Here is a 23,704-nt window from a genome sequence, read left to right as displayed (position 1 = left end):
ATGACGATCCCTGTTGTTCAAGAAACCGCGCCGTTGCTGCTGATCCAGCGGCGCGTGCCCTGGAGCCTGATTGGCCTATCGGTGCTGGCGTTTGCCGTGGTGCCGCTGTGGGGCAATGACTATTGGCTCAATGCGATCCTTATCCCGTTCCTGGTGTTGTCCCTGGCTGGGTTGGGGCTGAACCTGCTGACCGGCTACACAGGGCAAACCTCAGTGGGCGCTGCCGGCTTCATGGCGGTCGGCGCGTTTGCCACCTACGGGTTCTTGCTGCGCCTGCCAGAGCTGGGCTTGCCGCTGGCGCTGCTCGGTGGCGGGATCATCAGTGCGCTGGTCGGGCTGTTGTTCGGCTTGCCCAGCTCGCGCATCAAGGGCTTCTACTTGATGGTCACCACCCTGGCCGCACAGTTTTTCCTGGAGTGGCTGTTCGTCAAATTTCCCTGGTTCTACAACTACGGCTCGTCGGGCACCATTTCCGCACCGAAACTCTCGTTGTTCGGCCAGGACCTCAACACGCCGCTGGGCCGCTACCTGCTGACCCTGGTCACCGTGCTGGTGCTGACGTGGACCGCCGTCAACCTGGTGCGCAGCCAGGTGGGGCGCAATTGGATGGCGATCCGTGACATGGACACCGCCGCCGCTGTGGTTGGCATTCCGGTCGCGCGCTATAAGCGCCTGGCGTTTGCGGTCAGCTCGTTCTACCTCGGTATCGCCGGTGCGCTGTGGGCCTTCGCCTACCTGGGCACGGCCAGCGCCAGCAGCTTTGATATCAACCGGTCGTTCCAGATCCTGTTCATCATCATTATCGGCGGCATGGGCAGCATCGCTGGCAACTTTGTCGGCGCGGCCTTTATCAGTTTGCTGCCGATCTTTCTCAGCCATGCCGGGCAGGCGCTGTTCGGCGGTTCGGTGGACGCGGGACAGTTGCAGAACCTGCAGAAAATCATTTTTGGCGTGTTGATCATCGTGTTCCTGATCAAGGAACCCGAGGGCTTGATTCGCCTGTTGCACAACCTGCGTGACCGTGTGCGGCAGTGGCCGCTGCGTTTCTAACTTCCCAAGAGAATCTTCCATGCGTGCATCCTTGAAACGATCCCTGGCCGGCGCTGCCTTTGCGCTGGCGGCATTGGCCGGCGCAGTGCCCCAGGCCGTGGCGTCGGCCGACCAGCAATTCATCCCACTGGCCACCTACCGCGTCGGCGCCTACGCCTCCAGCGGCGTGCAGGTGTGGGCCGGCATGATCGACTACCTGCGCTACATCAACGAAGTCGAAGGCGGCATCAACGGCGTGAAACTGGTGTGGCAGGAATGCGAGACCGAGTGGACGGCAGAGAAGGGCATCGAGTGCTACGAGCGCTTCAAGAACGGCCTGGATGGCGCGCCGGTCGCGGTGTACCAACCCAACGGTGCCCCGGCGGCCTATGCCTTGAGTGAGCGGGCCGAAGTGGACAAGATCCCGCTGATCACCCTCGGCTATGGCCGCACCGAAGCCACCGACGGCACGGTGTTCCCCTACAACTTCCCGGTGATGCTGACCTTCTACAGCGAGGCCTCGACGCTGGTGAACTACATCGCCCAGCGCGAGGGCGGTTTCGACAAGCTCAAGGGCAAGAAGATCGCCACGGTCTACCACGACTCGGCCTACGGTCGTGAAACCCTCGGCCCGCTGAAATTACTGGCCGAGAAATACGGTTTCGAGAACATCCAGATTCCGGTGGCCGACCCGGGCAACGAGCAGTCCGCACAATGGCGCCAGGTACGCCAGGCCAATCCGGACTGGGTGTTCCTGCGCACCTGGGGCGTGTCCACCCCGGTGGCGGTAAAGACCGCGGCGCGTTTCGGCTTCCCGGTAGACCACATCATCGGCGATATCTGGGCCAGTTCCAGCGAAGACGTATTGCCCGCAGGCGCCGCCGCCAAAGGCTACCTGGCACTCACGCCGTACCCGGCCGGTGCCGACTTCGAGATCCACAAGCGCCTCAAGCAATACATCCTCGACAAGGGCCACAGCGACCTCAAGGACCTGAAAAACTTCGGCAGCGTCTACTACAACTCCGGCCTGGTGAACGCGGCCGTGGCGGTGGAAGCGATCCGCACCGCCCAGGCCAAGTTCGGCAAGCGCCCGCTCAACGGCGAAGAAGGCCGTTGGGGCCTGGAACACTTGAGCATCGACGACGCACGCCTCAAGGCCATGGGCTACTTCGGCCTGATGCAGAACCTCAAGCTGTCGTGCCGCGACCACGAAGGCGGTGGTTCAGCGCGGGTGCAACAGTGGGACGGCGCCAACTGGACGCTGATCAGCGACTGGATCGCCGCCGACCGCGCGTTGCTGCGCCCGCTGATTGATGAAAAGTCCGCCGCGTTCGCCAAGGAAAAAGGCCTGACGCCGCGCACCTGCACCGGGGATGAATAAGCCATGAGCCAGCCCGCCACCGAACCTGGGAGCCCGTCGCTGCTGACGGTCAACGATATCGAAGTGATCTACGACGGCGCGATCCTCGCCGTGGCCGGGGTGTCGCTGCAGGTGCCCAAGGGCGCGATTGTCGCGTTGCTGGGGGCCAATGGCGCGGGCAAGAGCACTACGCTCAAGGCGATCTCGGGGCTGGTGCGCGCCGAGCGGGCCGAGGTCAGCCGAGGATCCATCGAATACGCCGGTGCCGACCTCGCCGGCATCGATCCCAGCCAGCGCGTGCGCCATGGCATGGTCCACGTGTTGGAGGGCCGCCATGTGTTCGGCCAACTCACGGTGGAAGACAACCTGCGCAGCGGCGGCTTTGTGCGACGTCTGAGCCGCAAGGCCATGGAGCAGGACCTGGAGCGCATTTACAGCTGGTTCCCCCGGCTCAAGACCAAGCGCAACACCCGGGCCGGGCTGACCTCCGGTGGCGAGCAACAGATGGTCGCCATTGGCCGAGCCTTGATGACGCGTCCGACGTTGGTACTGCTCGACGAGCCGTCCATGGGATTGGCGCCTATGATCGTTCAAGAGATTTTCGAGATCATCGCGCAGCTCAATCGCGAGCAGCAGGTGAGCTTTTTGATCGCCGAACAGAACATCAACGTTGCGCTCACCTATGCGACCCATGGCTACGTGCTGGATACTGGGCGGGTGGCCTTGAGTGGCAGCGCGGCCGAACTGCTGGCGCGGGGCGATTTGCACACCATTTATCTGGGTAAACAGTAAGGGCGAATTTGCATGACTGAATCCATCCGCAACGCTGATGTCCTGATCATCGGCGGCGGGCTGAGCGGCACAATGCTGGCGGTGCAACTGCTGCGCCTGCCCGGCCAACGCCAGATCCTGGTGATCGAGCCGCGTGCCGAACTCGGCCGTGGCGAGGCCTACAGCGCCGTCGAACTGGGCCACACCCTGAACGGCAATGCGGCGCGCATGAGTGTTGACCCGGACAATGCCGACGACCTGACCCAATGGCTCACCGACTACATCGGCGCCGGTGGCTGGCCGGAGTCGGACCAGCAGCACGTGCCCATCTGTGAACTGTTCCCGCCACGCGGGATTTTCGGCTTGTACGCGCAGCAACGCCTGAGCGAGGCCAGGGCGCTGTCGGCGTCGACGGTCGAGCATGTGCGCGGGGAAGTGGTCGACCTGCAAGTGGATCAAGCCTCTACGTTGCTGACGCTGGACAACGGCCAGCAATTGCGCGGCAACTATGCCGTGTTGGCCACCGGGATGTTCCCGGCGGCGCGCACGCCACAAACCGAGTCAAGCGGCTTGAACGCGGCGTCGGTTGACCCCTGGGACGTCAAGGCCATGCGCCAGATCGACCCGCAGGCGCCGGTGCTGATCATCGGTTCGGGGCTGACCATGGTGGATGCCGTGGTCTCGTTGGAGCAGGCCGGGCACCGTGGGCCGATCGAGGTGTTCTCGCGTCATGGGCTACTGCCCCACGTGCGCCGGCAACCGCCGAGCTGGGTGGATTTTCTCGCCGAGGATCACCGCCTGCGCAGCCCGCTGCAATTGCTGCGCGAGGTGCGCCGCCAGTGCCGCATCGCGATGGCCCAGGGCATCGATTGGCAAGCGCCGTTGGACACGGTGCGGGCGCATATCGCTCGCTTGTGGAGCCAGGCCAGCGAACCTGAAAAACGCCAGTTCGTGCGCCATGTGCGGCCGTGGTGGGAAAGCCATCACCACCGCTCGCCGCCGTTGAGCGCGCAACTGGTGGCGCGCTTGCATGGGGAAGGGCGCCTGCGCATTCAGGCGGCGTCGTACAAAGGGCTGGAAGTGTCGGCCAGTGGCGTGACCATTCGCTTGCGCTATCGGGGCGACCAAGCTGTGACCCAGGTGTCGGGTGCGGCGTTGATCAATTCCAGCGGCATCGAATACGACTGGCGCCGTGTGGCCCGGCCGTTGCCGCAGCAGTTGCTCAAGCGCGGGTTGATCAAGCCTGGGCCATTGGCGTTGGGGATCGCGGCGGATAAGTCAGGTGCTGTGGTGGATGCTCAGGGGCAGGTCAGCCAGCGCTTGTTCGCCATGGGCCCACCGCTGCGTGGCCTGTGGTGGGAAAGCACGGCGGTCACCGATGTGGCGCTGCAAGCCAAAGCGTTGGCCGCAAGGCTGACACAACTCTAAATGTGGGAGCTGGCTTGCCTGCGATAGCGCTGGGTCAGTCACTATCGCATTAACTGATAGTCCGCTATCGCAGGCAAGCCAGCTCCCACAGAGGAAGGGTGGGTTAGCTTCCGGTCTTTACGAAACCGGGTTTGAGGCCGAACACTTCCACGCCTTGTGGCGTGGACTGCCCGGTGGTGACTTTCACCCGCTCAACCGGCTTATCCATCGCCTCCCGGTACTCCACCTCACCCCCGTTGATCGCTTGTACCGGCACCACAATCGCCTGCTCATTGTTGTAGGTCACAATGGTCAACCGCGCACTCATCCCCAGCCGCACCCGCTGTAACTGTTGCGGCGTGAGCTTGGGAATCGACAGGGTCACCGGAAACTGAGCGCTGCCCTGGCTATCGCCCGCAATTGCCAGGCCACTGACCACGCTGACGGAACCGGTCAGCCGTTCACCGTCGAAACCGTCGCCCATCACTTCCACGGCCTGGCCCTGATGCAACTGGTTGATGTCCAGCTCCGAAACCTTGGCGACGATCTTGAGCCGTTCGATATTGGCCAGGCCGAACAGCACCTGACCCTGGCTCACCTTGCTGCCAGCCTGCACGGGGGCATTGTTATTGCCGCCGCCTTGGGACGAACTGCTGTTGCCGGGAGCCGGGACCACGATGCCGGAAAACGGCGCCTTGACCTCGCGGCCATCGAGCAGTTTGTGCAGGGCGTCGTATTTCACCGTGGCGTTGGTCAGCTCCATGTCAGCGATCTGGCGGTACTCGCCTTTGCCCTGATCCAGTGCCTGTTGCAGTTCACTGCGTGCCGAGGCCAGGTCCAGTTGCTGCTGTTGGGTTTGTTGCCGCAGGTCGTCGAGCTCATTGCGCGGGATGATGCCGCGCTTGAACAGGTTCTCGCTTTCGGTGAGTTTGCGTTGGTTATTGCCGGCGGTCATCTCCGCCGTGCGCAGGGTGCGACGCGCGCGGCTGACCGTCGTGCCGCTGTCCCAATCCTGCATTTCCTGCACGGTGCGTCGGGCCTTGAGTTGCGCAGACAAGGCATCGCGCAGTTGTACTTCGAGGGTGGACGGGTCCATCTGCAACAGCACTTGGCCGGCCTCCACACGCTGGCCCTGTTCCACCAGGTTGGCCTGCACATTGCCGTCGAAGGGCGCGGTGAGGGTGATGGTGGTGTCGGGTTCGATCTTGCCCACCAGGCCAATCTGATGCACCAGGGGGGCGGGTTTCACTGCCAGCCACTGTTCGGCTGCGGCGGTCTGGTTGGCGGCAGGGCTGCGCACGCTCAGCAGGGCGATGCCCGCACCCGCCAACAGCACGATCAACACAGCACCCAGCAGGCGTTTGTTTTTAGTAGTCATTGAGGGCGATTTCCCAACTTTCCAGCGTCATGCCCAGGGTCAAATCGAGCTGGGTCTGGGCGTTCAGATAAGCAATCAGCGCATTAAGCTGCGCGTTTTCGGCGTTGCGCAAATCGGTTTCGTAGCTCAACACCTGAAAGTTGGTGGAGCGCCCGGCGCTGAGTTTTTCCCGTTCGATCTCGATCTTGCGCCGCGACAGTTCCACCGCACGCTGGGAGATTTCATATTGGCGCCAGCGAGTGCCGAGGTCACGCACCACGTCGTTGACGCTGCGCTCCAGTTCCTGGCGTGCGTCGGTGATGCGGATCTCCTGGTCTTCCACATTGACCCGCGCGCGCACTTCGGCTTGGCGCGTGCTGATGTCGCCGATGGGGATCTGTACCTGCACCCCAGCGTAGCTGTCCCAGGTGCGGTTGTTGGTATTGCCGGCGTCGTTGTTGTAGGCATCGCGTATCTGGTTGGCCCCGGCCACCAGGTCCACTTGCCAGCGTCCGGAGTCCTTGGCGATTACCAGGTTGAGGTCGGCCTGCTGGCTGCCGAGCAGGGCGGCAAGGTATTCCGGCTGCTGGGTCTGCGCCAGGTTGAAGGCCTGGCGCTTGTCGATGACCATCGGCTTGGCCTCCAGGGCTTCACTGGCGCGGATCGGCGTCGACAAGTCCAGTGCCAGCAGGCGCAGCAGGGCCAGGCGGCTGGTGTCGAGCTGGTTCTGGGCCTCTTCCACGCCCAGTTGCTGGGTGGCGATATCGGCTTCAGTCTGCACGATCTCAAACTCGGCCATGCGCCCGGCGGCGATCAGTGCCTTGTTCACCTCCAGCAAGGTCCCGGAACGTTTGAGGGCGTCCTGCACGATGCTCAGTTGTTCCTGGGCGCGCAGCAGTTCGCGGTAGGTGGCGATGATCTGGCTGATGGTCTGCGCCACGGTGGCTTTGAGGTTCAGGCGGTTGGCCTGTTCCGACAGGCGTGACAGGCGCAGCGGTGCGGTGGTGGCGTCCCAGCCGGCGCCGCGCATCAGCGGCTGGATGATCGCCAGGTCCAGGCCATCGCTGCGGTAGCGCCCGGCGCGGTCGGCGTTGTTCAGTTGCTGGGTCCAGGCCATGCTCAAGCGCGTGCCGTACTCGCCGAGCAGGGTTGCGTTCGGCGCCAGGTTGGCGTTGCGCGAGTTGTCCGCCGAGCCGCGAGTGTTGCGGTAGTAGCTGTTGAGGGTGAGCTTGGGGTTGAACGTGTCTTCAGCGACGCGCAGGTCGAATTTCTGCGCCACCCGCTGCAGGTACGCGCTGCGAATCGCCGGGTTGTTGCGCAGGCCCAGGTACACCGCATCACCCAGGGTCATGGTGGTGACCTGGGCGTTCAGCGAAACGCCGCGGTCGTAGCCGCTGCGTGTGGTACTGGGGGCCGATGGGTTGATCACCACGTCGGCCGCCGCGCAGGGCAGGCTTGCCAGGGCGAGGGCCAGCAACAGGCCTTTATTCATCGCGCAGGGCCTCCACCGGCTGCAACTTGGAGGCCGACACCGCCGGGTAGATCCCGAAGAACAACCCCACCAGCAAAGTACTGCCCACCCCCAGGGGCAAGGCGGCGGCGGCCAGCACAAATGCCCAGCCCGACATCCACGCATAGAGCCAGGCGGCTGTCATGCCCAGTACCGCGCCACACAGTGCACCCACGGCGGTCAGCGTGACCGCTTCGAGCAGGAACAGGTTGCGGATGTCTCGCTGGCGCGCGCCCAGCGCCATGCGGATACCGATTTCGCGGCGGCGCTCCGAGACATTCATCAGCATCACGTTCATCACGCCCACGCCGCCCCCCACCAGCGAGATAGCCCCCAGGGCCAGCAACAGGTAAGCAAAGGTGCGGCTTTGCCGGGTCATGCCGTCGATCATTTGCTGAGGCACCTGGATGTCGACCGTGTGGTCGGTGAGTTGGCGTTGGAGCTCGGTGGCGGCGTTGTGGGCGATACGTTCCATGTCCTGGCCGGGCGTGGCGCGGATGATGACGTTGCCGATCTGCGGCGTGGCGTAGATACGGCGCATGCCTTCGGCGGGGATGAACAGTGATTCATTGGCTTGTACGGGCATCAAGATGGCGCGGGGCTGGTTCTTTAGAATGCCGATCACCAGGAACAGGTAGTCATTGATGCGCACGCGGTCACCCAGTTTGATCGGGTCGCCGGGGGCGCCCAAGGCCTGGGCGAGCTGGTCGCCGATCACGCCATAAGTTTCATTGGCGTCGAAGACGGACAGGAAGCGGCCTTCACGTACGACGATGCGCATAGCGTCTTTAATGTCCGGTGTTGTGCCGACAAAGTTCGCATTGGTGGTGCGGCCATGGAAAACCATGGGCCCGCTGAACAAAGTGAGCGCACCAATGTGAGCGATGCCCGGCACGGCCTCGCGCACGGCTTCCAGATCAAGGCGGGCGCGCATCGGGGCAGTGCTGTTGCCTTTCGGGGGGAACTGGGCCACCAGGGTGTCGGTGCCCATGTCCTTGAAAATCATCGCGGCGTCGACCGCCGCGTTGTGGCCGATATTGATCAGGGCCACCACGGACGAACTGCCGATGACAATGCCCAGCAGCGCCAGGACCGAGCGTTTGCCCAGGGTGCGCAGGCTCACGAAGGCTTCATGCAGCAACTGGCTGAGGCTCTGTTCGACCCGCAGGCTCATAGGCCTCCTGCCTCTTGCACCACGCCGTTGCGCACCAGGATCTTGCGGTCCAGGCGTTCGGCGATGTGAGGGTCGTGGGTGACGATGATCAGGGTGACCTGTTGCTCGCGGTTCAGGGCCAGGAGCAAGTCCATGATCTCTTGCGCGGTGGTGCTGTCGAGGTTGCCGGTGGGCTCGTCGGCGAGGATCACCGAGGGCTTGCCCACCAGCGCCCGGGCAATCGCTACACGCTGGCGCTGGCCGCCGGACAGGTCGGCGGGGCGGTGATGGGCGCGTTCGGCCAGGCCGACCTGGTCGAGCATGCGCAGGGCCTGCTCCACCGACTCGTGGCGTGATACACCCCGGTAGCTCAGGGGCAGGGCGACGTTGTCGAGGGCGCTGAGGCGCGGCAGCAGGTTGAAGCTCTGGAACACGAAACCGATCTGCTGATTGCGGATCGCGGCCAATTGGTCGGGGCTGGCGCTGAAGATATCGTGACCGGCAAAGTGATACTCGCCGCAGTTGGGCAGGTCCAGCAGGCCGAGAATGTTGAGCAGGGTACTTTTGCCGGAGCCGGAAGCACCGAGAATGCCGCAGCTGTCACCACTGGCGATGGACAGGCACACATCATTGAGAATGGACAGTTCTTGCCCGGCGAGCTGATAACGCTTGCCGATGCCTTGCAGGGAGATCAAGCCTGGGTGCGCGGGGATATCTGTCATCATGACTACGCCTGCAGTCTCGACGGTGCCTCCATGCCCCCGGTAAATCCTTGTAACAAGTTCGGGAGCTGCCTGGTACGCGTCACGGACTGGTTTTATTTCTTGTTTTTAAAATATTGTTTGAATAGTAACCGTGTTCCAGGCGCTCCGCCAGCCATGGATGTAGAGCGGTTTTACCCTTTGAAACGATTTTTCCAGCGGCCGTTCCGGGGGGCAAAAAAACGTCTCAGCTAGCGGCGATGTGCCCGTTTATACAGGCTTTTAGTAGTATGGCGCAGTGTCACTACTTGCTTTCGAAAGGCCGCCCCGGTATAAAAAATCAAATTATTTTTTAAAACAATATTTCCCACGTGGAACCCCTATGGTCGCGAAGAAACTCAGCGCTCCAAACGTTACCAAGACTCGACTGCTGGATGCGACAGAGGCTCTCTTCATCAAATACGGCTATGACGCCGTGCTGCTCCGGCAGATTACCGAGCGCGCCCAGGTGAACCTGGCCGCCGTGAACTACCACTTCGGGGACAAGGATTCCCTGATGAAAACCCTGTTGATGCAACGTCTGGAGCCGCTCAACGAGCAGCGCCTGGAATTGCTCGCGCGCTGCGAAGCCGAATCCGACGGCCCGCTCGATTGCGATACCTTGCTCGGCGTGCTGTTTGCCCCGGCCATGGGCCTGGAGCGCAGTGACCCGGCCAGCGCCAGCGGGGAAGGGCGTTCGTTTATCCGGTTCCTGGGCCGGGTCTACAGCGACACCTCGCCGTTTATCCAGGAATACCTCAAGGTGCATTACCAGCCGGTGTTCCAGCGTTTCTTCGAAGCCTTCGCCCTGGCCTTGCCCGACCTGCCACGCAATGAGCTGGGCGTGCGCCTGCAATTTGCCCTCAAGGCGATTTCCGGGGTCATGGCCGGCACTGAACTGCGCCTGCTGATGAACTCCATGAGCCTGGGCCGCCCGGCCACGGATGCTGAAGTCATGGCCAAGCTGATCACCCTGGTGTCGGCGGCGATTCGTGTGCCGCAGCAGAGCCCGGAGGCCGAGAATGCCTTGGCCAAGGTGCTGGATACCCAACGGGCTATTCGTGAACAGGCCAATGAACCGGCCGCGAAGGCCTCGCGCTAGCTCGAATTCCAGGCAAAAAAAACCCGCTGGGGCGGCGGGTTTGATGTGCAACATTTGTAACGGATGAGGCTTCACACTACGGCTCGGGATGTGAATAAAACGTGAAAAGTTTGTAAGGGAAAGTGTGAAAACGTTGAGATGTGTAAACGTTTCTGAATTTTCCTATTGTGCCGGCCGAATTCAGATTTTCCAGTAGCCGGCGCTCTTCGCCAGCCGCTGGCGCATTGCGTCCACGTTCTGCGCCAATTGCACGGTCAACAAGCGATAACCATCCAAAGCGCTATAAACCGGAGCGTCCAGCGCCGGTTCTGCCCCGATGTGGCTGGGACGCTCCAACCGCTCCGTCACCCCCGATTTCAACGCCCGCGCCATCCCCACCAACTGCACGCGGATCTGCCGGTGCTCGGACTTCAACATCACCTGCATCCGCGCGCTTGCCTGTTCATCGCGCGGGTCCGGCCGCGTATTGCCCAGAATCTCCAGGGTGCTGATGCACATGCGCAGGTGCCGCTGGATCGCATCCAGCTCGGTCATGGAGATGCGCACTTCCTTGGACACCGACGGCATCAACGAGCGCAATTGCAGCATCGCCGCGTTGAGGCGGTTCATCAGCTTGAGGTGTTCATCGTCGGTCACCGAGCGCCCGCTGATGATCCGGCTATAAATCTCGGCACAATCACGCAGCGCACTGGCCAGGTTGTAGCGCCACGAATACACCGCATACAGCGGCAGGGCGAAGGAGAAGGCCAGCGCCAGCACGATACCGATCAGGATATCCACGGTACGCCACAGGCCATCGGAGATCGGATTGTCCCCGTGGCCTGCGACGATAAACACCGTGATTGCCGACAGCAGCGCGATGTACCCACCCTTGCCGATGGCGTGATAGGAAAAGAACCCGCACACCACCGACATCAACAGGTACGTCAAGAGCGGCTGGCCGAAATAAGCCTGTTGCAGCACCAGCAACAAACCGACACTGGCGCCGATCAAGGTGCCGTAGGCGCGCTCCACCGCTTTTTTGCCGATATTGCCGTGATGCTGCAAGCCGCCGATCACGATCAGCATGGTCACCGATGCCCATTCTCCGTGGGGCAGGTTGATGCCGGTGGTCAGCAGGATCGTCGCCAGCAAGCCAATGGACACGCGCACGGCGTGGATCAGCTTGGCGTGGCGGTAGCGGCGGTAGGGGTCGAGCAGGGGGCGCAGCAGGCGCCGGGCAAACAAGGGCAGGTTCATCGGTAATAAAAGGGCCTCAAGAACTTAGGGTTGACGCGATCAAAAATGTGGGAGCTGGCTTGCCTGCGATAGCGGTGGGTCAGCCACTGTTGCATTGGCTGGACGTCCGCTATCGCAGGCAAGCCAGCTCCCACAGGTGCCCGTTTTCATAACGGGCGTCGAGATATTGTCAGAAAATGTAGTCGGTGGTCAGGAAGCTCGAATCGCGGTTGCGCAGGATGTCGCTGACCAGCGCCTTGTTGCTCTCCTGGAACTTGGTCGCCACCAGCGTGCGGATCGAGAACACCCGCAACGCGTCATGCACCGACAGCGTGCCCTCGGCCGAATTCTTGCGCCCGTTGAACGGGAAGGTGTCCGGCCCGCGCTGGCACTGGGCGTTGATGTTGATGCGGCCGACCTGGTTGGCGAAGGTATCGACCAGGCGCCCGACTTCCACGGCGTTGGTGCCGAAGAGACTCAGCTGTTGACCGAAGTCCGAGTCCAGCACGTACTCGATCACGGTTTCCAGGTCGCGGTACGGCACGATCGGCACCACCGGGCCGAACTGCTCTTCGTGGTACACGCGCATCTGCGGATTCACCGGGTACAGCACCGCCGGGTAGAAGAACGACCCACGGCTCTCGGCGCCGTGCTCATTCACCACCTTGGCGCCGTGCTGCGCGGCATCCGCCACCAGCCCATTGAGGTAATCCACCTTGCCCACTTCGGGCAAGGGCGTCAGCGCCACGCCGTCTTCCCACGGCATGCCGGGTTTGAGCGTGGCCACCTTCTTGTTGAATTTGTCGATAAAACTGTCGACCACGTCTTCATGCACAAACAGGATTTTCAACGCCGTGCAACGCTGGCCGTTGAACGACAGCGAACCGGTGACGGCTTCGCTCACCGCGTTGTCCAGGTCCACTTCGGGCAGCACGATGCCGGGGTTTTTCGCATCCAGGCCCAGGGCAGCACGCAAACGGTGTGGCTTGGGGTGCAGCTTTTTCAGGTCGCTGGCGGCCTTGTTGGTGCCGATGAACGCAAAGATATCGATCTTGCCGCTGGCCATCAGCGCGCTGACGGTTTCGCGGCCGCTGCCGTAGATCACGTTGATCACCCCGGCCGGGAAGCTGTCGCGGAACGCCTCCAGCAACGGGCGGATGAGCAACACGCCAAGCTTGGCCGGCTTGAACACCACGGTGTTGCCCATGATCAGCGCCGGGATCAGCGTGGTGAAGGTTTCGTTGAGCGGGTAGTTGTAGGGGCCCATGCACAACGCCACGCCCAGGGGCACGCGGCGGATCTGGCCGAGGGTGTCCTGTTCCAGCTCGAAACGGCTGCTGCGGCGGTCGAGTTCCTTGAGGGCGTTGATGGTGTCGGTGATGTAGTCGCAGGTGCGGTCGAATTCTTTTTGCGAGTCCTTGAGGTTCTTGCCGATCTCCCACATCAGCAGCTTGACCACCGCTTCGCGCTGCTCGCGCATGCGCCGCAAAAACGCTTCTACATGCTGGATCCGATCAGCCACGCGCATCGTCGGCCATTCACCCTGGCCCCGGTCGTAAGCGCGCACGGCGGCGTCCAGGGCGGTGAGGGCGGTTTCGGCGTCCAGCAGCGGCGTGCTGCCAATGTGCACGCGTTCTTCACCGAACTGCACCGGGCTTTGTACCCGGGCCAAGGGGCCGTTCCACACGTGCAACTGGCCATCGACCAGGTAATCCCGTTGTTCGATGGGCGCCCCAAGCTGGAATTGCGCGGGAATCTCGGCGGCGGAGGCGGGAAACAGCTGGGCGAGCAGGTTGCTGGTGGTCATGTCGCTACCCCTGGAATAGTTGCAAAACATGACTAGAGAGTCACCCATCAGAGGCCTGTGTGGCAAGGGCTAGACGCATCACAGCAGCCCGCTGGCCAGGGCGACCCCCAACGCAGCACCCAGTTGCCGGGCAGTGTTGAGCGTGCCGGCGGCCAAACCGGCCTGTCCCGGGTGCACCGCGTTCATCATTGCCGCGGTGGCGGCAGGGGTGATCAAGCCCGCCGCGAGGCCAATCAAGGGCAGGGGGACGACGAGCAAGGCGTAAGCGGGGGTGGAGCCGCTCATCAGCAACAAGGCGAACCCCGTCCCATATAACAGCAGGGCGCTGCCGATCAGCCACCGGCTGCCGAATGCGCGAACACACTTGCCGGCCATCAGGCTGCCAACGCTGACCAGTACCGTCAGTGGCAGGAAGGCCGCGCCGGTGCGCAGCGGGGAAAAGCCCAGGGTGCGCTGGAAATACAGGCTGAGTAAAAACATCAGGCCGTACAACAACAAGGCCGAGACCAGGGACACCGCCACGCAGGCACTGAACGCGCGGTTGCCAAACAGTTGCAGGGCGAGCCGCACGCCCCAGCCCGGCCCGTGGGCGAGTGCCGCATTGACGGCAACCCGAGTGGTCAAGCCGACAGCGAGCAGCCCCAGCGGCAGGTTGGCCAGGAAAATACTGCGCCAGCCCAGTACCTCGATCAGCACGCCACCCACTAACGGCCCCGCCGCCATGGCGACGCCACCGCACCCGGCCCAGACACCGATGGCCGCAGCGCGCCCGCCCGGGTCGTGTTGATACGCCTGATTGATCAGGGCCAGTGACGCCGGCACCAGCAACGCCGCACCGACACCTTGCAGCACCCGCGCCGCCACCAAGGTCATGCCGTGATCGGCCAGGCCACACAGCACCGACGCCAGGGTGAACAGCAACAACCCGGTCATGTAAAGCCGGCGAGCGCCAAAGCGGTCGGCCAGGAGGCCACCGACCAGCAGCAAGCCGCCAAACGCCAGGGTGTAGGCGCCGACGACCCATTGCAACGCGGTGATCGTGCTGTGCAAGGCGACGGCGATAGGCGCCAGGGCGACATTGACGATCGACGTGTCAAGGATCACCAGCACATAGCTGAGGCTGGTGGCAGCCAGCACCTGTCGTTGTTGCATGGGCATCATCCTTGAATCCTGGAAAGAGACAGGGTGCGAATCTAGCGCGGGCGTGCGGCTGGATGCTTCGACGGCGACCGAAGCATGCCGCCTCACGGCGCCGTTATACTCGACCGCACTTGCCGGAGAAGCGCCATGTCGACCCCAACGCCGTTTACTGAAATTGCTGCCTTGATCGCCGAACCCGCCCGTGCCGCCATGCTGTTGGCGCTGTTCGACGGGCGGGCGCTCCCAGCGGGTGAGCTAGCGTTTTTTGCAGGCGTTACTCCGCAAACCGCGAGCACGCATCTATCCAGGCTGGTGGCTGGCGGCTTGCTCGCCTGTGAAACCCAGGGCCGTCATCGGTATTACCGATTGGCCGGTGCCCATGTGGCCCAGGCCATCGAATACCTCAGCGCCATCGCCCCCTTGCCGCCCATCGCTGCCAAACCGCTGAACCGTCAGGCCGAGGGTTTGCGTTTTGCCCGCTGCTGCTATAACCACCTGGCCGGGCAATTGGGCGTGGCGGTGACCCAGGCGCTGGAAAAAAACGGCTACTTGCGCGCTGTCGCCGACAAACACTACGAGGTGCTGCCCGACGGGGCCGTGTGGTTCCGTTCACTGGGCGTGGACACGGCCGTGTTGAAGCCGGCTCGCCAATGCCTGGACTGGACCGAGCGCACCCATCACCTGGCCGGGCCGTTGGGCGTGCAATTGCTCAGCGCGTTGTGTGAAGCCGGGTGGTTACGCCGTTCAAAAGACTCGCGCGCGGTGCGGGTCACGCCCAAGGGTTGGGCGCAGTTCAAGGCGCAATTGGATCTTGCGCCGCGCGATCTGGAAAACCCTGAGCACAAGGGGGCGTGCGCCGGGTAAACTGCGCGGCTTTTCAGAAGGAGTTCACATGAGTCAGTACCAGCCGGGCATTCTTGCCGCACCGGTGCCGTTGCAGGCACGCCATCTGTTTTTTGCCGTGGAAAGCCTGGCCGCCGTGCCCGCAGCGCTGGACGCACTGGTGCAGTTGACCGATTCGGCGGTGGTGGTCGGTTTCGGTGAGCCGCTGGTCAACGCTTTGGGTGTTCACATTGATGGCCTGCGCCCATTCCCGGCCGTCAGCGGCCCGGGCGCGCACAACCCGTCGACGCAGCAGGCGTTGTGGGTGTGGTTGCACGGGGTGGATCGCGGTGAACTGCTGCTGCGCAGCCGCGCGTTTGAAAAAGCCCTGGCCCCGGCGTTTCGCCTGGTGCAGATGACCGAAGGTTTCCGCTACAAGACTGGCTTTGACCTCACCGATTACGAAGACGGCACCGAAAACCCCCACGACGACGCCGCCGTCGAAGCCGCCCTGACCGACAGCGGCGCCAGCTTCGCCGCGATCCAGCAGTGGCAGCACGACCTTGACGGTTTTGCCGCGCTGCCGTCCCAGGAGCGCGACCACATCATCGGCCGTCGCCATGGCGACAACGAAGAACTGGACGACGCCCCGGTGTCCGCCCACACCAAACGCACCGCCCAGGAAAGCTTCACCCCGGAAGCCTTCGTGGTGCGCCGTTCGATGCCATGGGCCGAGAACGGCCAGGCCGGGTTGATGTTCCTCGCGTTTGGTCATTCCTTCGACGCGTTCGAAGCACAACTGCGCCGCATGAGCGGGCTGGAAGACGGGATTGTCGATGGCCTGTACCGCATCAGCACACCGCTGACCGGTGGCTACTACTGGTGCCCGCCGATCAAGGACGGGCACCTGGACCTGAGCGCACTCGCGTAGCTCCATCTACCTGACATACCGAGCCGCCTGCATCGCCGGCAAGCCAGCTCCTACCATGGATATGCGCCACAGCGCCAAACCTGTAGGCGCTGGCTTGCCAGCGATGGCGGTGCGTCAGCTTGCATCGCTGCAACGGATAGACCGCGATCGCCGGCAAGCCGGCTCCTACAGTGGGTGCGTCGTGCCCCCCATCCTCTCGATCAGTTGTTCTGCATATCCCTGTGCGCCGCCTGGCGCTGCGCAAACAGCGGCATCATCCCGGCGCCCCGGCAGTGGCGGCAGCCATACACCCCCAGCACCACCGGCTCCTTGACCACGGGCTTGGGCGCAGGCGCCTGCTCGAACCACGTCGGCGCCACAAAACGGTAGCCCTGGCCCGGCGCCGTGGCGATGTAGAACGAATCATCGTCGTCGAGGGCACGCCGCAGTGTCTTGATCTGCGTGCGCAGGTTGCATTCTTCCACCACCAGTTTTGGCCAGGCGATGTCGAGCAGTTCGGTTTTCTCCAGCAGTTTGCCAGGCCGTGAGGCGAGGGCGATAAGCAAGGTCAGGGCACGACTGCCCAATGCCACGGGTTGCCCGTGCTTGAGCAGCAGATGACGTTGGGGCAGCAGGCGAAACGGGCCGAAGTGGATCTCGAAGGAAGCGTCATCGGTAAGGAGGCTGCGGGTCGGGTACGTCATGTCATTTAACCTTTATGCGTTGGAATCACAGCCCGGTGCGGCTCCCTTTTGCGCCGGGTTGCAGGGGAGGGTCAGGTAGTGATTGCAGGGATCGAATGTGCAGTCATGGAACACCTGGAAGTTCTTTCATATAGCGGCGCCTGCGAACTAAGGGTTTTGGCTATTAGTGCAACTGTACTAATTTGCTTGGAAAAATTAGTTGCCCACGAGGTTTAAGGTCACTCGCGCCGAGCTATCAAACGCGATCATTAAGTCGCTTTTGTTACAAATGGAAATATCTGGGAAGTTGGGCAAAAGGCTATTTGCGAAAAATGTGAAGTTGTCCCGAAAAAAGTTGTGAAGGTGTGACCTATCAGTCACTTCGGTGCGGGTTTGCTGGGCAGCAAGGCTCGATGAGTCAGAGTGAGAGCCCCGTAAACAGGGGGTTCTGGCGTGTCTTGAATTTTTTATAAAAGTTCCATGACCCTAGCCTGGTGAGTTTTTCTCAACGCAACGTTGAGCCAAACCTTTCACACGCTGTATCTGAAACGTTTCACAAGCTTTCACAGCGAAGGCGTTTTGATCCTGAGTAGTATGGATCCCATGCAAACCAACGGCGGTTCGAAAGCTCACTGTCTGACGTTTTGGGCATTCACCGGTTTGCATACTTTCAGTTTGCTGTTGCGCAACTGAATAACTTCCCTATCGATGCAAGGAGATGAACATGGCTGATGTCCCACCAGTAAAAGCAGGCGGCGCCGACGACGCTATCGCGAAGATGGAAGCGACCTTCAACATGGCTATCGAGAAGTCGGCCAAGATCACCGAAATCAGCACCGCGAAAAAAGCGGAGCTCGACGCTACCAAACAGCGTCCGCAGAACTGATTCGCCAAAACGGGCGGCGCCGGCGCTGCCCGTTTACCTCCTGATTGTTGACCCCGTTGCACCGTTGTTGATCGGCACAGGCGTGCCTGCGGCCTGTGATTCTCAAGGGGGCAAACCCGAACATGACAGCCTTGATTTCTTTGGGCCCGGTCGCCGGTATTGGCGCGCCGACCCTGACAGTGACCGGTGGTTTGCACCAGGGCAGTTCCCTGGTGCTCGACCAGCCGGTCTATACCATCGGCGCCGACCTGGCGGCCGATCTTGTACTCAGCGATCCCGGCATTGCCGGCCTGCACCTGCGCCTGCGTTTTGAAGGCGGGCACGTGGCGGTCGAGGCCCTGGGTGGCGAGGTGCTGATCGCCGGTCTGGTGCGTATCCCCCAAGGCAGCGGCCATCGCGCGCGGCTGCCCTTGCAACTGCGTATTGGCGCGGCAGGCGTGAGCCTGGCACTGCCGGCGGGCGCAGAACAGCCTGTGGCCGCACCGCGCAAGTGGACGCCGTGGATCGTCGCCACGGCGTTGCTGTTCATCTGCGCGGGCGCGTTGGCGTTTCGCAGCGAAGCACCGCTGATTCCCGCAGCCGCCGTGGCCGAGACGCCGGCCGTGAAAAAACCTTCCCGCGAGCAGGCCAAAACCTGGCTTGAACAGCAATTGCTGGCAGCCCGTCTGGACGGCATCAAGGTCAGCAACGGCAACGGTCAGCTCAGCGCCGTGGGCACCTTCGAGCAGTCCCAGAAACCGCAGTGGCTGGCCTTGCAACAAGCCTTTGACCAGCGTTACGGCCAGCAAGTGGTACTCACCCCCCGGGTCACCGCGCGTGCGGATGCAGCGCGGCCGCGTGTGCGGTTCCAGGCCGTGTGGTTCGGCACCCACCCTTATGTGATCAACGACAGCGGCAAGCGCCTGTACCCCGGCGCGGCACTGGCGGACAACTGGGTGCTGGAGCGCATCGAGAACAACCAAGTGATTCTCGCCCGAGGCGAGGAGCGCTTTACCTTCACGTTATGAGCACGTCCATGGAATGCACACGATCCAACCGTAGGAGCGCCCTACGCCCAATACGAGCCCATGCATGAAAGTCGAACCCCGCCCGCTCATCCAAAGTGACGTACGCAGCGCGCCGGTCGAAGCCATTCGCCCGGTCAGTTCGCGCCAGGCGACCGCGTTCGAAGCGGTCCTCAAGACCCGCAAAACCCAGACCCGCCGCTCCCTGCGCAGTGACCTTGAAGAACTCACCAGCGCCGCCGGCGTCGACTCGCTGCTGTTTGGCAGCGCACGTTCCCTGGAGCTGCTGGAGCACGTGATGGAACACATCCTGCCGACCCTGGACGCTGAGCCGCACATCAAGGAACTGGCCACCGAGTTGATCGGCGAAGAGATCGAGATGCGCCGCAACCTCGAACAGCAACGCTCGGAGGTACATGCCTGATGGCCCGCGATAATGACGACGCCGTGCAACTGCTCAAGGGCATTGGCGAGCTGTACCGGCGCAATGGCCAGTCCCAGCGCGCCCTGGTGATGTTGCTGATCGCCGTCAGTGTCGCGCCCCAGGACGGCGTGCTGCTGCGTTCGCTGGTGCTGGCCTTCACCGACAGCGGCGATGCCACCCGTGCGTTGGGTGCCCTGGACCGTCTGGTCGCCCTTGAAGGCGAGTCCGCCAGCCTGTTGCTGCTGCGCGCCCGCGCCTTGTGGTACGGCGAGCGCAAGGACGAAGCGCGCCAATGCTTCAAACGCTACCTGGCCGCACGCAGGGCCGGCGCATGAGTGCACTCAACCGCCTGAACAACCTGGCGCGCCTCGCTGCGCAGCGCACCGACGTGATCATTGTCGCCTTTATGCTGATGGCGATTGTGATGATGATCATCCCGCTGCCCACCTACCTGGTGGATGCGCTGATTGGTCTCAACATTGCCCTGAGCATCCTGATCCTCATCGTCGCGTTCTACATCGGCCATTCCGTGGAGTTCTCCGCGCTGCCGCCGCTGATCCTGCTCAGCACGCTGTTCCGCTTGTCGCTGTCGATCACTACCACGCGCTTGATCCTGCTGCACGGCGACGCCGGCCATATCGTCAAGGCCTTCGGTGACTTCGTGATTGCCGGCCAAGTGGTGGTGGGCATGGTGGTATTCCTGATCATCACCGTGGCGCAGTTCGTGGTGATCACCAAGGGCGCCGAGCGCGTGGCGGAAGTGGCCGCGCGCTTCACCCTGGACGCGATGCCCGGCAAACAGATGAGCATCGACAACGACCTGCGCAACGGCGATATCGACCAGGCCGAAGCCCGTCGTCGTCGTTCGCGCCTGGAGCGTGAAAGCCAGATGTTCGGCGCGATGGACGGCGCCATGAAATTCGTCAAAGGCGACGCCATCGCCGGCCTGGTGATCCTGGCGGTCAACCTGCTCGGCGGCATGCTGATTGGCATGATCGAGCGTGACATGCCCTTTGGCGTGGCGGTGCACACCTACTCGCTGTTGACCGTGGGTGACGGCCTGATCGCACAGATCCCGGCGCTGCTGATTTCGGTGGCGGCGGGCACGGTGGTGACCCGTGTGAACAGCGACGGCGAAGCCGGTGACCTGGGCAGCGAGATCATCAAGCAACTCGGCGCCAGCTACCGTGCGCTGGGGTTGACCGCGCTGATCATGATCGGCGTGAGCCTGTTGCCGGGCTTTCCGACGTGGGTGTTTATCGGCTTGTCGGCGGTGTTTGGTGGCGCAGCGTTCATGATGTATCGCCGCCATAACCGCCAGCCCGAGGACGAGGTTCAGGTGCTGGCCGAGCTGCCGGAGCCGGTGGTTGACGTGCAAGCCGAACTGGATGACAACCTGCTGCCCGACACTCGCGTGCTGCTGACCCTCGGCAGCGGCTTGTCCCAGAGCGCGCCGCGCCAGTTGCTGCGCCAGCGGGTCGAGGCGTTGTGTCACGACATTCGCACCGACCTGGGCGTGGATGTGCCGGTGCCAGGCATCTACATGGAAGCCAAGGCCACGCCCGGCAGCTTCCGCGTGTCCCTGGAAGGCGTGCCGGTGAGCGAAGGCGAGTTGCCGATCAACTGCCTGCTGCTGCAGGACGACCCGGTGCATGTGCAGTTGCTGGACATCGCCACCGAGCAGGCCGATTCGCCGCTCAACGGCCGCAGCGCGCACTGGATCGAGCGCCAGCACGAAGACACCTTGCGCAACGCCGGCATCGGTTTCCTGCTACCTGATGAAGTGCTGCGCGGTGTGCTCGAACGCAGCCTGCGCCGCTATGCCGCTGACTTCCTCGGTATCCAGGAAACCCGCTTGCTGCTGGAACGCACCGAAGCCACCTACGGCGAACTGGTCAAGGAAGCCTTGCGCCTGGTGCCCCTGCAACGGATGGCCGAAACCCTGCGCTTGCTGGTGGGCGAAGGCGTGTCGATCCGCAACCAGCGTGCGTTGCTCGAAGCCATGGTGGAGTGGGGCGCTCGCGAAACCGACGCCGGGCGCCTGACCGAACACCTGCGTGCCGCACTGGCGCGTCAGATCAGCCATCAGTACGCCGACCGCAACCGCGTCATCGGTGCGTTGGTCTTGGCGCCGGGCCTGGAAGACCAGTTGCGCGCATCCCTGCGCCGCCAGGAGCCTCAGCGTGAATTGATCCCCGAAGACATCAGCCGCGCCTTGCTCGCCCAGTTGCGCCAGGCCTGCGAGAACACCCGCGAGGTCAACAGCGCGGTATTGCTGGTGCACCCGGAACTGCGCCGCAGCCTGCGTCGCCTGGTGCTGCGCGGCGAATTGGACCTGGCGGTGTTGTCGTTCCGCGAGCTGGCCACCGAATACAACCTGCAAGCGCTGGTGACCATCAGCCTCACCGATATCTCCAACCGTCGCGCGCCTGCCGCGGCTTCCGTCACTTCCCTGGCGTCTGCCTCATGATGCGTTTTTGTGTGTTGTTGTTCGCGTTGATTTGCACTGCCAGTCAGGCCCAGGAAATTGCCGCCGGCGCCGGGGGCACCCTCAACCTGGCGTCCGGTGAAGGGCGCATCCTGCACTTTGTGGCACCGGTGGATTCGGTGCTGGTGGCCGAGCCGAACGTGGCCGACCTGCAAGTGGTGTCACCCGGCACGCTCTACATCTTCGGCAAGGCACCGGGCAATACCAGCCTGATTGCCTTGGGTAACGACGGTAAACAGATTGCCAGCCTGACCTTGTCGGTCAGCAGTGGCACCCAGGCGGTGACGGCACCGATGCAGGAACTGCACCCCGGCAATGGCGCGCAGATCACGGGTGCCGGTAACCGCCTGATCGCCAAGGGCACCGTTGGCTCTGTCGCTGAAGCCACCGACCTTAATGCGCTGCTCAACCCCCAGGGCCAGGGCTTTCAAAGTGCGATCAACACCACCGAATACACCGGCGCCGCCCAGGTGAACCTGCGCGTACGGTTTGCCGAAGTGTCGCGCTCGGAACTGCTGCATTACGGCGTGAACTGGAACGCGATGTTCAACAACGGCACGTTCTCGTTCGGCCTGATCACCGGTGGCCCGTTGGCGGCCGCGACGGCCGGTGGCCTGGCGACGGCGGGCACCGGCTCCGGCAATGTGAACATCGACGGCATGCTCGACGCGCTGCAGGCCAACGGCATTCTGCAGATCCTCGCCGAGCCGAACATCACCGCCATGACCGGCCAGACCGCCAGCTTCCTCGCCGGTGGCGAAGTGGCGATTCCGGTGCCGGTCAACCGTGACCTTGTGGGCATCGAATACAAGTCGTTCGGGGTGTCGCTGCTGTTCAACCCGACCTTGCTGCCCAACGGCCGCATCGCCCTGCAAGTACGCCCCGAAGTCAGCAGCGTGGTCAGCGGCGGTACCGTGGATTTCGGCAACTTCCACGTGCCGTCCTTCAGCGTGCGCCGTGCCGATACGCGGGTGGAAGTCGGCAGCGGGCAGACCTTTGCCATCGCCGGTCTGTTCCAGCGTGAAAGCAGCCAGGACGTCGAGAAACTGCCGTTGCTGGGCGACCTGCCGATCCTGGGCAACCTGTTCCGCTCCAAGCGCTTCCAGCGCAATGAAACCGAACTGGTGATTCTGATCACGCCTTACCTCGTGGAGCCGGTGCGCGGTCGCACCCTCGCCACGCCCCTGGACGCACAACCGGCTACCGCAGCGGCCACCGGACCGCGCAGCGGCGGGGCGTTCGGTTTCTACATGAATTGATGAGGGGGCCTGCGATGACTGCTTTGCGTGTGTTGATGCTGTTGCCCCTGGCGCTGATGGGCTGCCAGACCCACTTGGCACCGGCGTATTACTCCTCTGAATACCGGGCGGATGGTTTGCCGACCCAGTGTCAGCAGCCGCCGGCGACGGACACCATCGGCTTGGGTGAGGATTTCAAGCCGACCCTGGCGTTGGGGTGTGCGAATAATTTGAATTTGATGCAGATGGTCGAGCGCAAGCAGGACCTGACCCAGGGCCGTGCGACGGGCCCGGCCATGGCGGCGCCGGTTGGGCGGGCGGCGCAGGTGTATATCGAGGGGTTTGATCGTGAGCAGTTGCAGCGGCGCAAGGATCAGCAAGAGGCCAAGGCTGGTGCAGCGGGGGGCCAACAATGACCTCCTTCACTGGCACCCGTTATCTCTCTGATTCCCCACATCCCAACGGTAGGAGCTGGCTTGCCAGCGATGGCGGTATGTCTGTGTGCATATCCGTTGCTGCGGTAACGGCGGCTTATGGTTCCGCTCTTACAGCGGGTCACTTTTGGAAAGGCCCAAAAGTAACCAAAAGGCCTTCGCCCCACCACTCGGCACCTCGCCTAGGCTCGGTGTGCCCGAACGCAGGCTTGAATCCGTGG

22 protein-coding genes are annotated in these 23,704 nt (G+C 63.0%); 14 read left to right on the top strand and 8 right to left on the bottom strand.

Annotation, left to right across the window (positions count from 1 at the left end; all coding sequences use genetic code 11):
- Genes HX792_RS26390 through HX792_RS26375 form a run of 4 tightly spaced genes read left to right on the top strand, consistent with a single transcriptional unit; the run spans position 1 to position 4,588 of the window.
- Positions 1-1,050 (top strand): branched-chain amino acid ABC transporter permease, encoded by a 1,050-nt coding sequence (locus HX792_RS26390; RefSeq protein ID WP_176998827.1) that lies wholly within the window; start codon positions 1-3, stop codon positions 1,048-1,050.
- A 19-nt stretch (positions 1,051-1,069) separates the two neighbouring features.
- Positions 1,070-2,410, top strand: coding sequence for an ABC transporter substrate-binding protein (locus HX792_RS26385; protein WP_176998826.1), 1,341 nt, complete (start codon positions 1,070-1,072; stop codon positions 2,408-2,410).
- Positions 2,411-2,413: 3 nt separating this feature from the next.
- A complete protein-coding gene (locus HX792_RS26380; protein ID WP_176998825.1) occupies positions 2,414-3,181 on the top strand; it encodes an ABC transporter ATP-binding protein in 768 nt (255 codons plus the stop codon).
- Between the two features lie 12 nt (positions 3,182-3,193).
- Positions 3,194-4,588, top strand: coding sequence for an FAD/NAD(P)-binding protein (locus HX792_RS26375; RefSeq protein ID WP_176998824.1), 1,395 nt, complete (start codon positions 3,194-3,196; stop codon positions 4,586-4,588).
- A gap of 103 nt (positions 4,589-4,691) precedes the next feature.
- Here the strand turns inward: HX792_RS26375 and HX792_RS26370 are convergent, their stop codons facing one another.
- Genes HX792_RS26370 through HX792_RS26355 form a run of 4 tightly spaced genes read right to left on the bottom strand, consistent with a single transcriptional unit; the run spans position 4,692 to position 9,312 of the window.
- Positions 4,692-5,945, bottom strand: a complete 1,254-nt coding sequence (locus HX792_RS26370; protein WP_176998823.1) for an efflux RND transporter periplasmic adaptor subunit — start codon at positions 5,943-5,945, stop codon at positions 4,692-4,694.
- Positions 5,935-7,416 (bottom strand): TolC family protein, encoded by a 1,482-nt coding sequence (locus HX792_RS26365; protein ID WP_176998822.1) that lies wholly within the window; start codon positions 7,414-7,416, stop codon positions 5,935-5,937. Before HX792_RS26365 ends, HX792_RS26370 begins: the two co-directional genes overlap by 11 nt.
- Positions 7,409-8,608, bottom strand: coding sequence for an ABC transporter permease (locus HX792_RS26360; protein WP_176998821.1), 1,200 nt, complete (start codon positions 8,606-8,608; stop codon positions 7,409-7,411). Before HX792_RS26360 ends, HX792_RS26365 begins: the two co-directional genes overlap by 8 nt.
- Positions 8,605-9,312, bottom strand: coding sequence for an ABC transporter ATP-binding protein (locus HX792_RS26355; protein ID WP_176998820.1), 708 nt, complete (start codon positions 9,310-9,312; stop codon positions 8,605-8,607). The genes HX792_RS26360 and HX792_RS26355 overlap by 4 nt, the downstream gene beginning before the upstream one ends.
- 358 nt (positions 9,313-9,670) lie before the next feature.
- Here HX792_RS26355 and HX792_RS26350 point away from each other — a divergent pair, with 358 nt between their 5' ends.
- Complete coding sequence (locus HX792_RS26350) at positions 9,671-10,429, top strand: TetR/AcrR family transcriptional regulator (RefSeq protein ID WP_176998819.1); 759 nt, start codon at positions 9,671-9,673, stop codon at positions 10,427-10,429.
- 180 nt (positions 10,430-10,609) lie between these two features.
- On the opposite strand, the gene HX792_RS26345 is transcribed toward HX792_RS26350, so the two are convergent.
- From HX792_RS26345 to HX792_RS26335, 3 genes are all read right to left on the bottom strand, one after another.
- Complete coding sequence (locus HX792_RS26345) at positions 10,610-11,668, bottom strand: FUSC family protein (RefSeq protein WP_176998818.1); 1,059 nt, start codon at positions 11,666-11,668, stop codon at positions 10,610-10,612.
- A 169-nt stretch (positions 11,669-11,837) separates the two neighbouring features.
- Positions 11,838-13,454 (bottom strand): NADP-dependent glyceraldehyde-3-phosphate dehydrogenase, encoded by a 1,617-nt coding sequence (locus tag HX792_RS26340; RefSeq protein WP_176998817.1) that lies wholly within the window; start codon positions 13,452-13,454, stop codon positions 11,838-11,840.
- Between the two features lie 78 nt (positions 13,455-13,532).
- Positions 13,533-14,606 carry an MFS transporter gene (locus tag HX792_RS26335; RefSeq protein ID WP_218172814.1) on the bottom strand — a complete coding sequence of 358 codons (1,074 nt, stop codon included), beginning with the start codon at positions 14,604-14,606 and terminating at the stop codon, positions 13,533-13,535.
- A 135-nt stretch (positions 14,607-14,741) separates the two neighbouring features.
- Here HX792_RS26335 and HX792_RS26330 point away from each other — a divergent pair, with 135 nt between their 5' ends.
- A complete protein-coding gene (locus HX792_RS26330) occupies positions 14,742-15,458 on the top strand; it encodes a helix-turn-helix transcriptional regulator (RefSeq protein WP_176998815.1) in 717 nt (238 codons plus the stop codon).
- 28 nt (positions 15,459-15,486) lie between these two features.
- Positions 15,487-16,347, top strand: coding sequence for a Dyp-type peroxidase (locus tag HX792_RS26325; protein WP_176998814.1), 861 nt, complete (start codon positions 15,487-15,489; stop codon positions 16,345-16,347).
- A gap of 200 nt (positions 16,348-16,547) precedes the next feature.
- Here the strand turns inward: HX792_RS26325 and HX792_RS26320 are convergent, their stop codons facing one another.
- On the bottom strand, positions 16,548-17,030 hold the full coding sequence (locus HX792_RS26320; RefSeq protein WP_176998813.1) for a winged helix-turn-helix domain-containing protein: 483 nt from the start codon (positions 17,028-17,030) through the stop codon (positions 16,548-16,550).
- Positions 17,031-17,733: 703 nt separating this feature from the next.
- On the opposite strand from HX792_RS26320, the gene HX792_RS26315 reads away from it, so the two are divergent.
- The 7 genes from HX792_RS26315 to HX792_RS26285 all read left to right on the top strand — a co-directional run bounded on the left by HX792_RS26315 (position 17,734) and on the right by HX792_RS26285 (position 23,465).
- A complete protein-coding gene (locus HX792_RS26315) occupies positions 17,734-17,895 on the top strand; it encodes a hypothetical protein (RefSeq protein ID WP_016969018.1) in 162 nt (53 codons plus the stop codon).
- A gap of 122 nt (positions 17,896-18,017) precedes the next feature.
- Positions 18,018-18,902: an FHA domain-containing protein gene (locus tag HX792_RS26310; protein ID WP_176998812.1), complete on the top strand. Its 885-nt coding sequence runs from the start codon at positions 18,018-18,020 to the stop codon at positions 18,900-18,902.
- Positions 18,903-18,966: 64 nt separating this feature from the next.
- Entirely contained in the window at positions 18,967-19,323 is a 357-nt protein-coding gene (locus HX792_RS26305) for a hypothetical protein (RefSeq protein WP_176998811.1), read from the top strand.
- Positions 19,323-19,658, top strand: coding sequence for a tetratricopeptide repeat protein (locus HX792_RS26300; protein ID WP_371319385.1), 336 nt, complete (start codon positions 19,323-19,325; stop codon positions 19,656-19,658). The genes HX792_RS26305 and HX792_RS26300 overlap by 1 nt, the downstream gene beginning before the upstream one ends.
- Positions 19,655-21,793, top strand: coding sequence for a type III secretion system export apparatus subunit SctV (sctV, locus tag HX792_RS26295; protein WP_176998810.1), 2,139 nt, complete (start codon positions 19,655-19,657; stop codon positions 21,791-21,793). The genes HX792_RS26300 and sctV overlap by 4 nt, the downstream gene beginning before the upstream one ends.
- Positions 21,790-23,070 carry a type II and III secretion system protein family protein gene (locus HX792_RS26290; protein ID WP_176998809.1) on the top strand — a complete coding sequence of 427 codons (1,281 nt, stop codon included), beginning with the start codon at positions 21,790-21,792 and terminating at the stop codon, positions 23,068-23,070. Before sctV ends, HX792_RS26290 begins: the two co-directional genes overlap by 4 nt.
- A gap of 14 nt (positions 23,071-23,084) precedes the next feature.
- Complete coding sequence (locus tag HX792_RS26285; protein ID WP_176998808.1) at positions 23,085-23,465, top strand: hypothetical protein; 381 nt, start codon at positions 23,085-23,087, stop codon at positions 23,463-23,465.
- Positions 23,466-23,704: the final 239 nt, after the last annotated feature.

Source organism: Pseudomonas sp. B6002, assembly GCF_013385985.1.
GTDB lineage: Bacteria > Pseudomonadota > Gammaproteobacteria > Pseudomonadales > Pseudomonadaceae > Aquipseudomonas.
The sequence above is the reverse complement of the archived record's forward strand: the minus strand, read 5'-3'. Positions and strand labels throughout refer to the sequence as shown.

Bases quoted from the DNA above. Each gene is read 5' to 3' on its own strand.
- HX792_RS26315 (WP_016969018.1), top strand. From the start codon at position 17,734: ATGGCTGATGTCCCACCAGTAAAAGCAGGCGGCGCCGACGACGCTATC.
- HX792_RS26375 (WP_176998824.1), top strand. From the start codon at position 3,194: ATGACTGAATCCATCCGCAACGCTGATGTCCTGATCATCGGCGGCGGG.
- HX792_RS26360 (WP_176998821.1), bottom strand. From the start codon at position 8,608: ATGAGCCTGCGGGTCGAACAGAGCCTCAGCCAGTTGCTGCATGAAGCC.
- HX792_RS26340 (WP_176998817.1), bottom strand. From the start codon at position 13,454: ATGACCACCAGCAACCTGCTCGCCCAGCTGTTTCCCGCCTCCGCCGCC.
- HX792_RS26310 (WP_176998812.1), top strand. From the start codon at position 18,018: ATGACAGCCTTGATTTCTTTGGGCCCGGTCGCCGGTATTGGCGCGCCG.
- HX792_RS26335 (WP_218172814.1), bottom strand. From the start codon at position 14,606: ATGCAACAACGACAGGTGCTGGCTGCCACCAGCCTCAGCTATGTGCTG.
- HX792_RS26355 (WP_176998820.1), bottom strand. From the start codon at position 9,312: ATGATGACAGATATCCCCGCGCACCCAGGCTTGATCTCCCTGCAAGGC.
- HX792_RS26320 (WP_176998813.1), bottom strand. From the start codon at position 17,030: ATGACGTACCCGACCCGCAGCCTCCTTACCGATGACGCTTCCTTCGAG.
- HX792_RS26350 (WP_176998819.1), top strand. From the start codon at position 9,671: ATGGTCGCGAAGAAACTCAGCGCTCCAAACGTTACCAAGACTCGACTG.
- HX792_RS26380 (WP_176998825.1), top strand. From the start codon at position 2,414: ATGAGCCAGCCCGCCACCGAACCTGGGAGCCCGTCGCTGCTGACGGTC.
- HX792_RS26365 (WP_176998822.1), bottom strand. From the start codon at position 7,416: ATGAATAAAGGCCTGTTGCTGGCCCTCGCCCTGGCAAGCCTGCCCTGC.
- HX792_RS26390 (WP_176998827.1), top strand. From the start codon at position 1: ATGACGATCCCTGTTGTTCAAGAAACCGCGCCGTTGCTGCTGATCCAG.
- HX792_RS26305 (WP_176998811.1), top strand. From the start codon at position 18,967: ATGAAAGTCGAACCCCGCCCGCTCATCCAAAGTGACGTACGCAGCGCG.
- HX792_RS26370 (WP_176998823.1), bottom strand. From the start codon at position 5,945: ATGACTACTAAAAACAAACGCCTGCTGGGTGCTGTGTTGATCGTGCTG.
- HX792_RS26290 (WP_176998809.1), top strand. From the start codon at position 21,790: ATGATGCGTTTTTGTGTGTTGTTGTTCGCGTTGATTTGCACTGCCAGT.
- HX792_RS26325 (WP_176998814.1), top strand. From the start codon at position 15,487: ATGAGTCAGTACCAGCCGGGCATTCTTGCCGCACCGGTGCCGTTGCAG.
- HX792_RS26385 (WP_176998826.1), top strand. From the start codon at position 1,070: ATGCGTGCATCCTTGAAACGATCCCTGGCCGGCGCTGCCTTTGCGCTG.
- HX792_RS26330 (WP_176998815.1), top strand. From the start codon at position 14,742: ATGTCGACCCCAACGCCGTTTACTGAAATTGCTGCCTTGATCGCCGAA.
- HX792_RS26285 (WP_176998808.1), top strand. From the start codon at position 23,085: ATGACTGCTTTGCGTGTGTTGATGCTGTTGCCCCTGGCGCTGATGGGC.
- HX792_RS26345 (WP_176998818.1), bottom strand. From the start codon at position 11,668: ATGAACCTGCCCTTGTTTGCCCGGCGCCTGCTGCGCCCCCTGCTCGAC.
- sctV (WP_176998810.1), top strand. From the start codon at position 19,655: ATGAGTGCACTCAACCGCCTGAACAACCTGGCGCGCCTCGCTGCGCAG.
- HX792_RS26300 (WP_371319385.1), top strand. From the start codon at position 19,323: ATGGCCCGCGATAATGACGACGCCGTGCAACTGCTCAAGGGCATTGGC.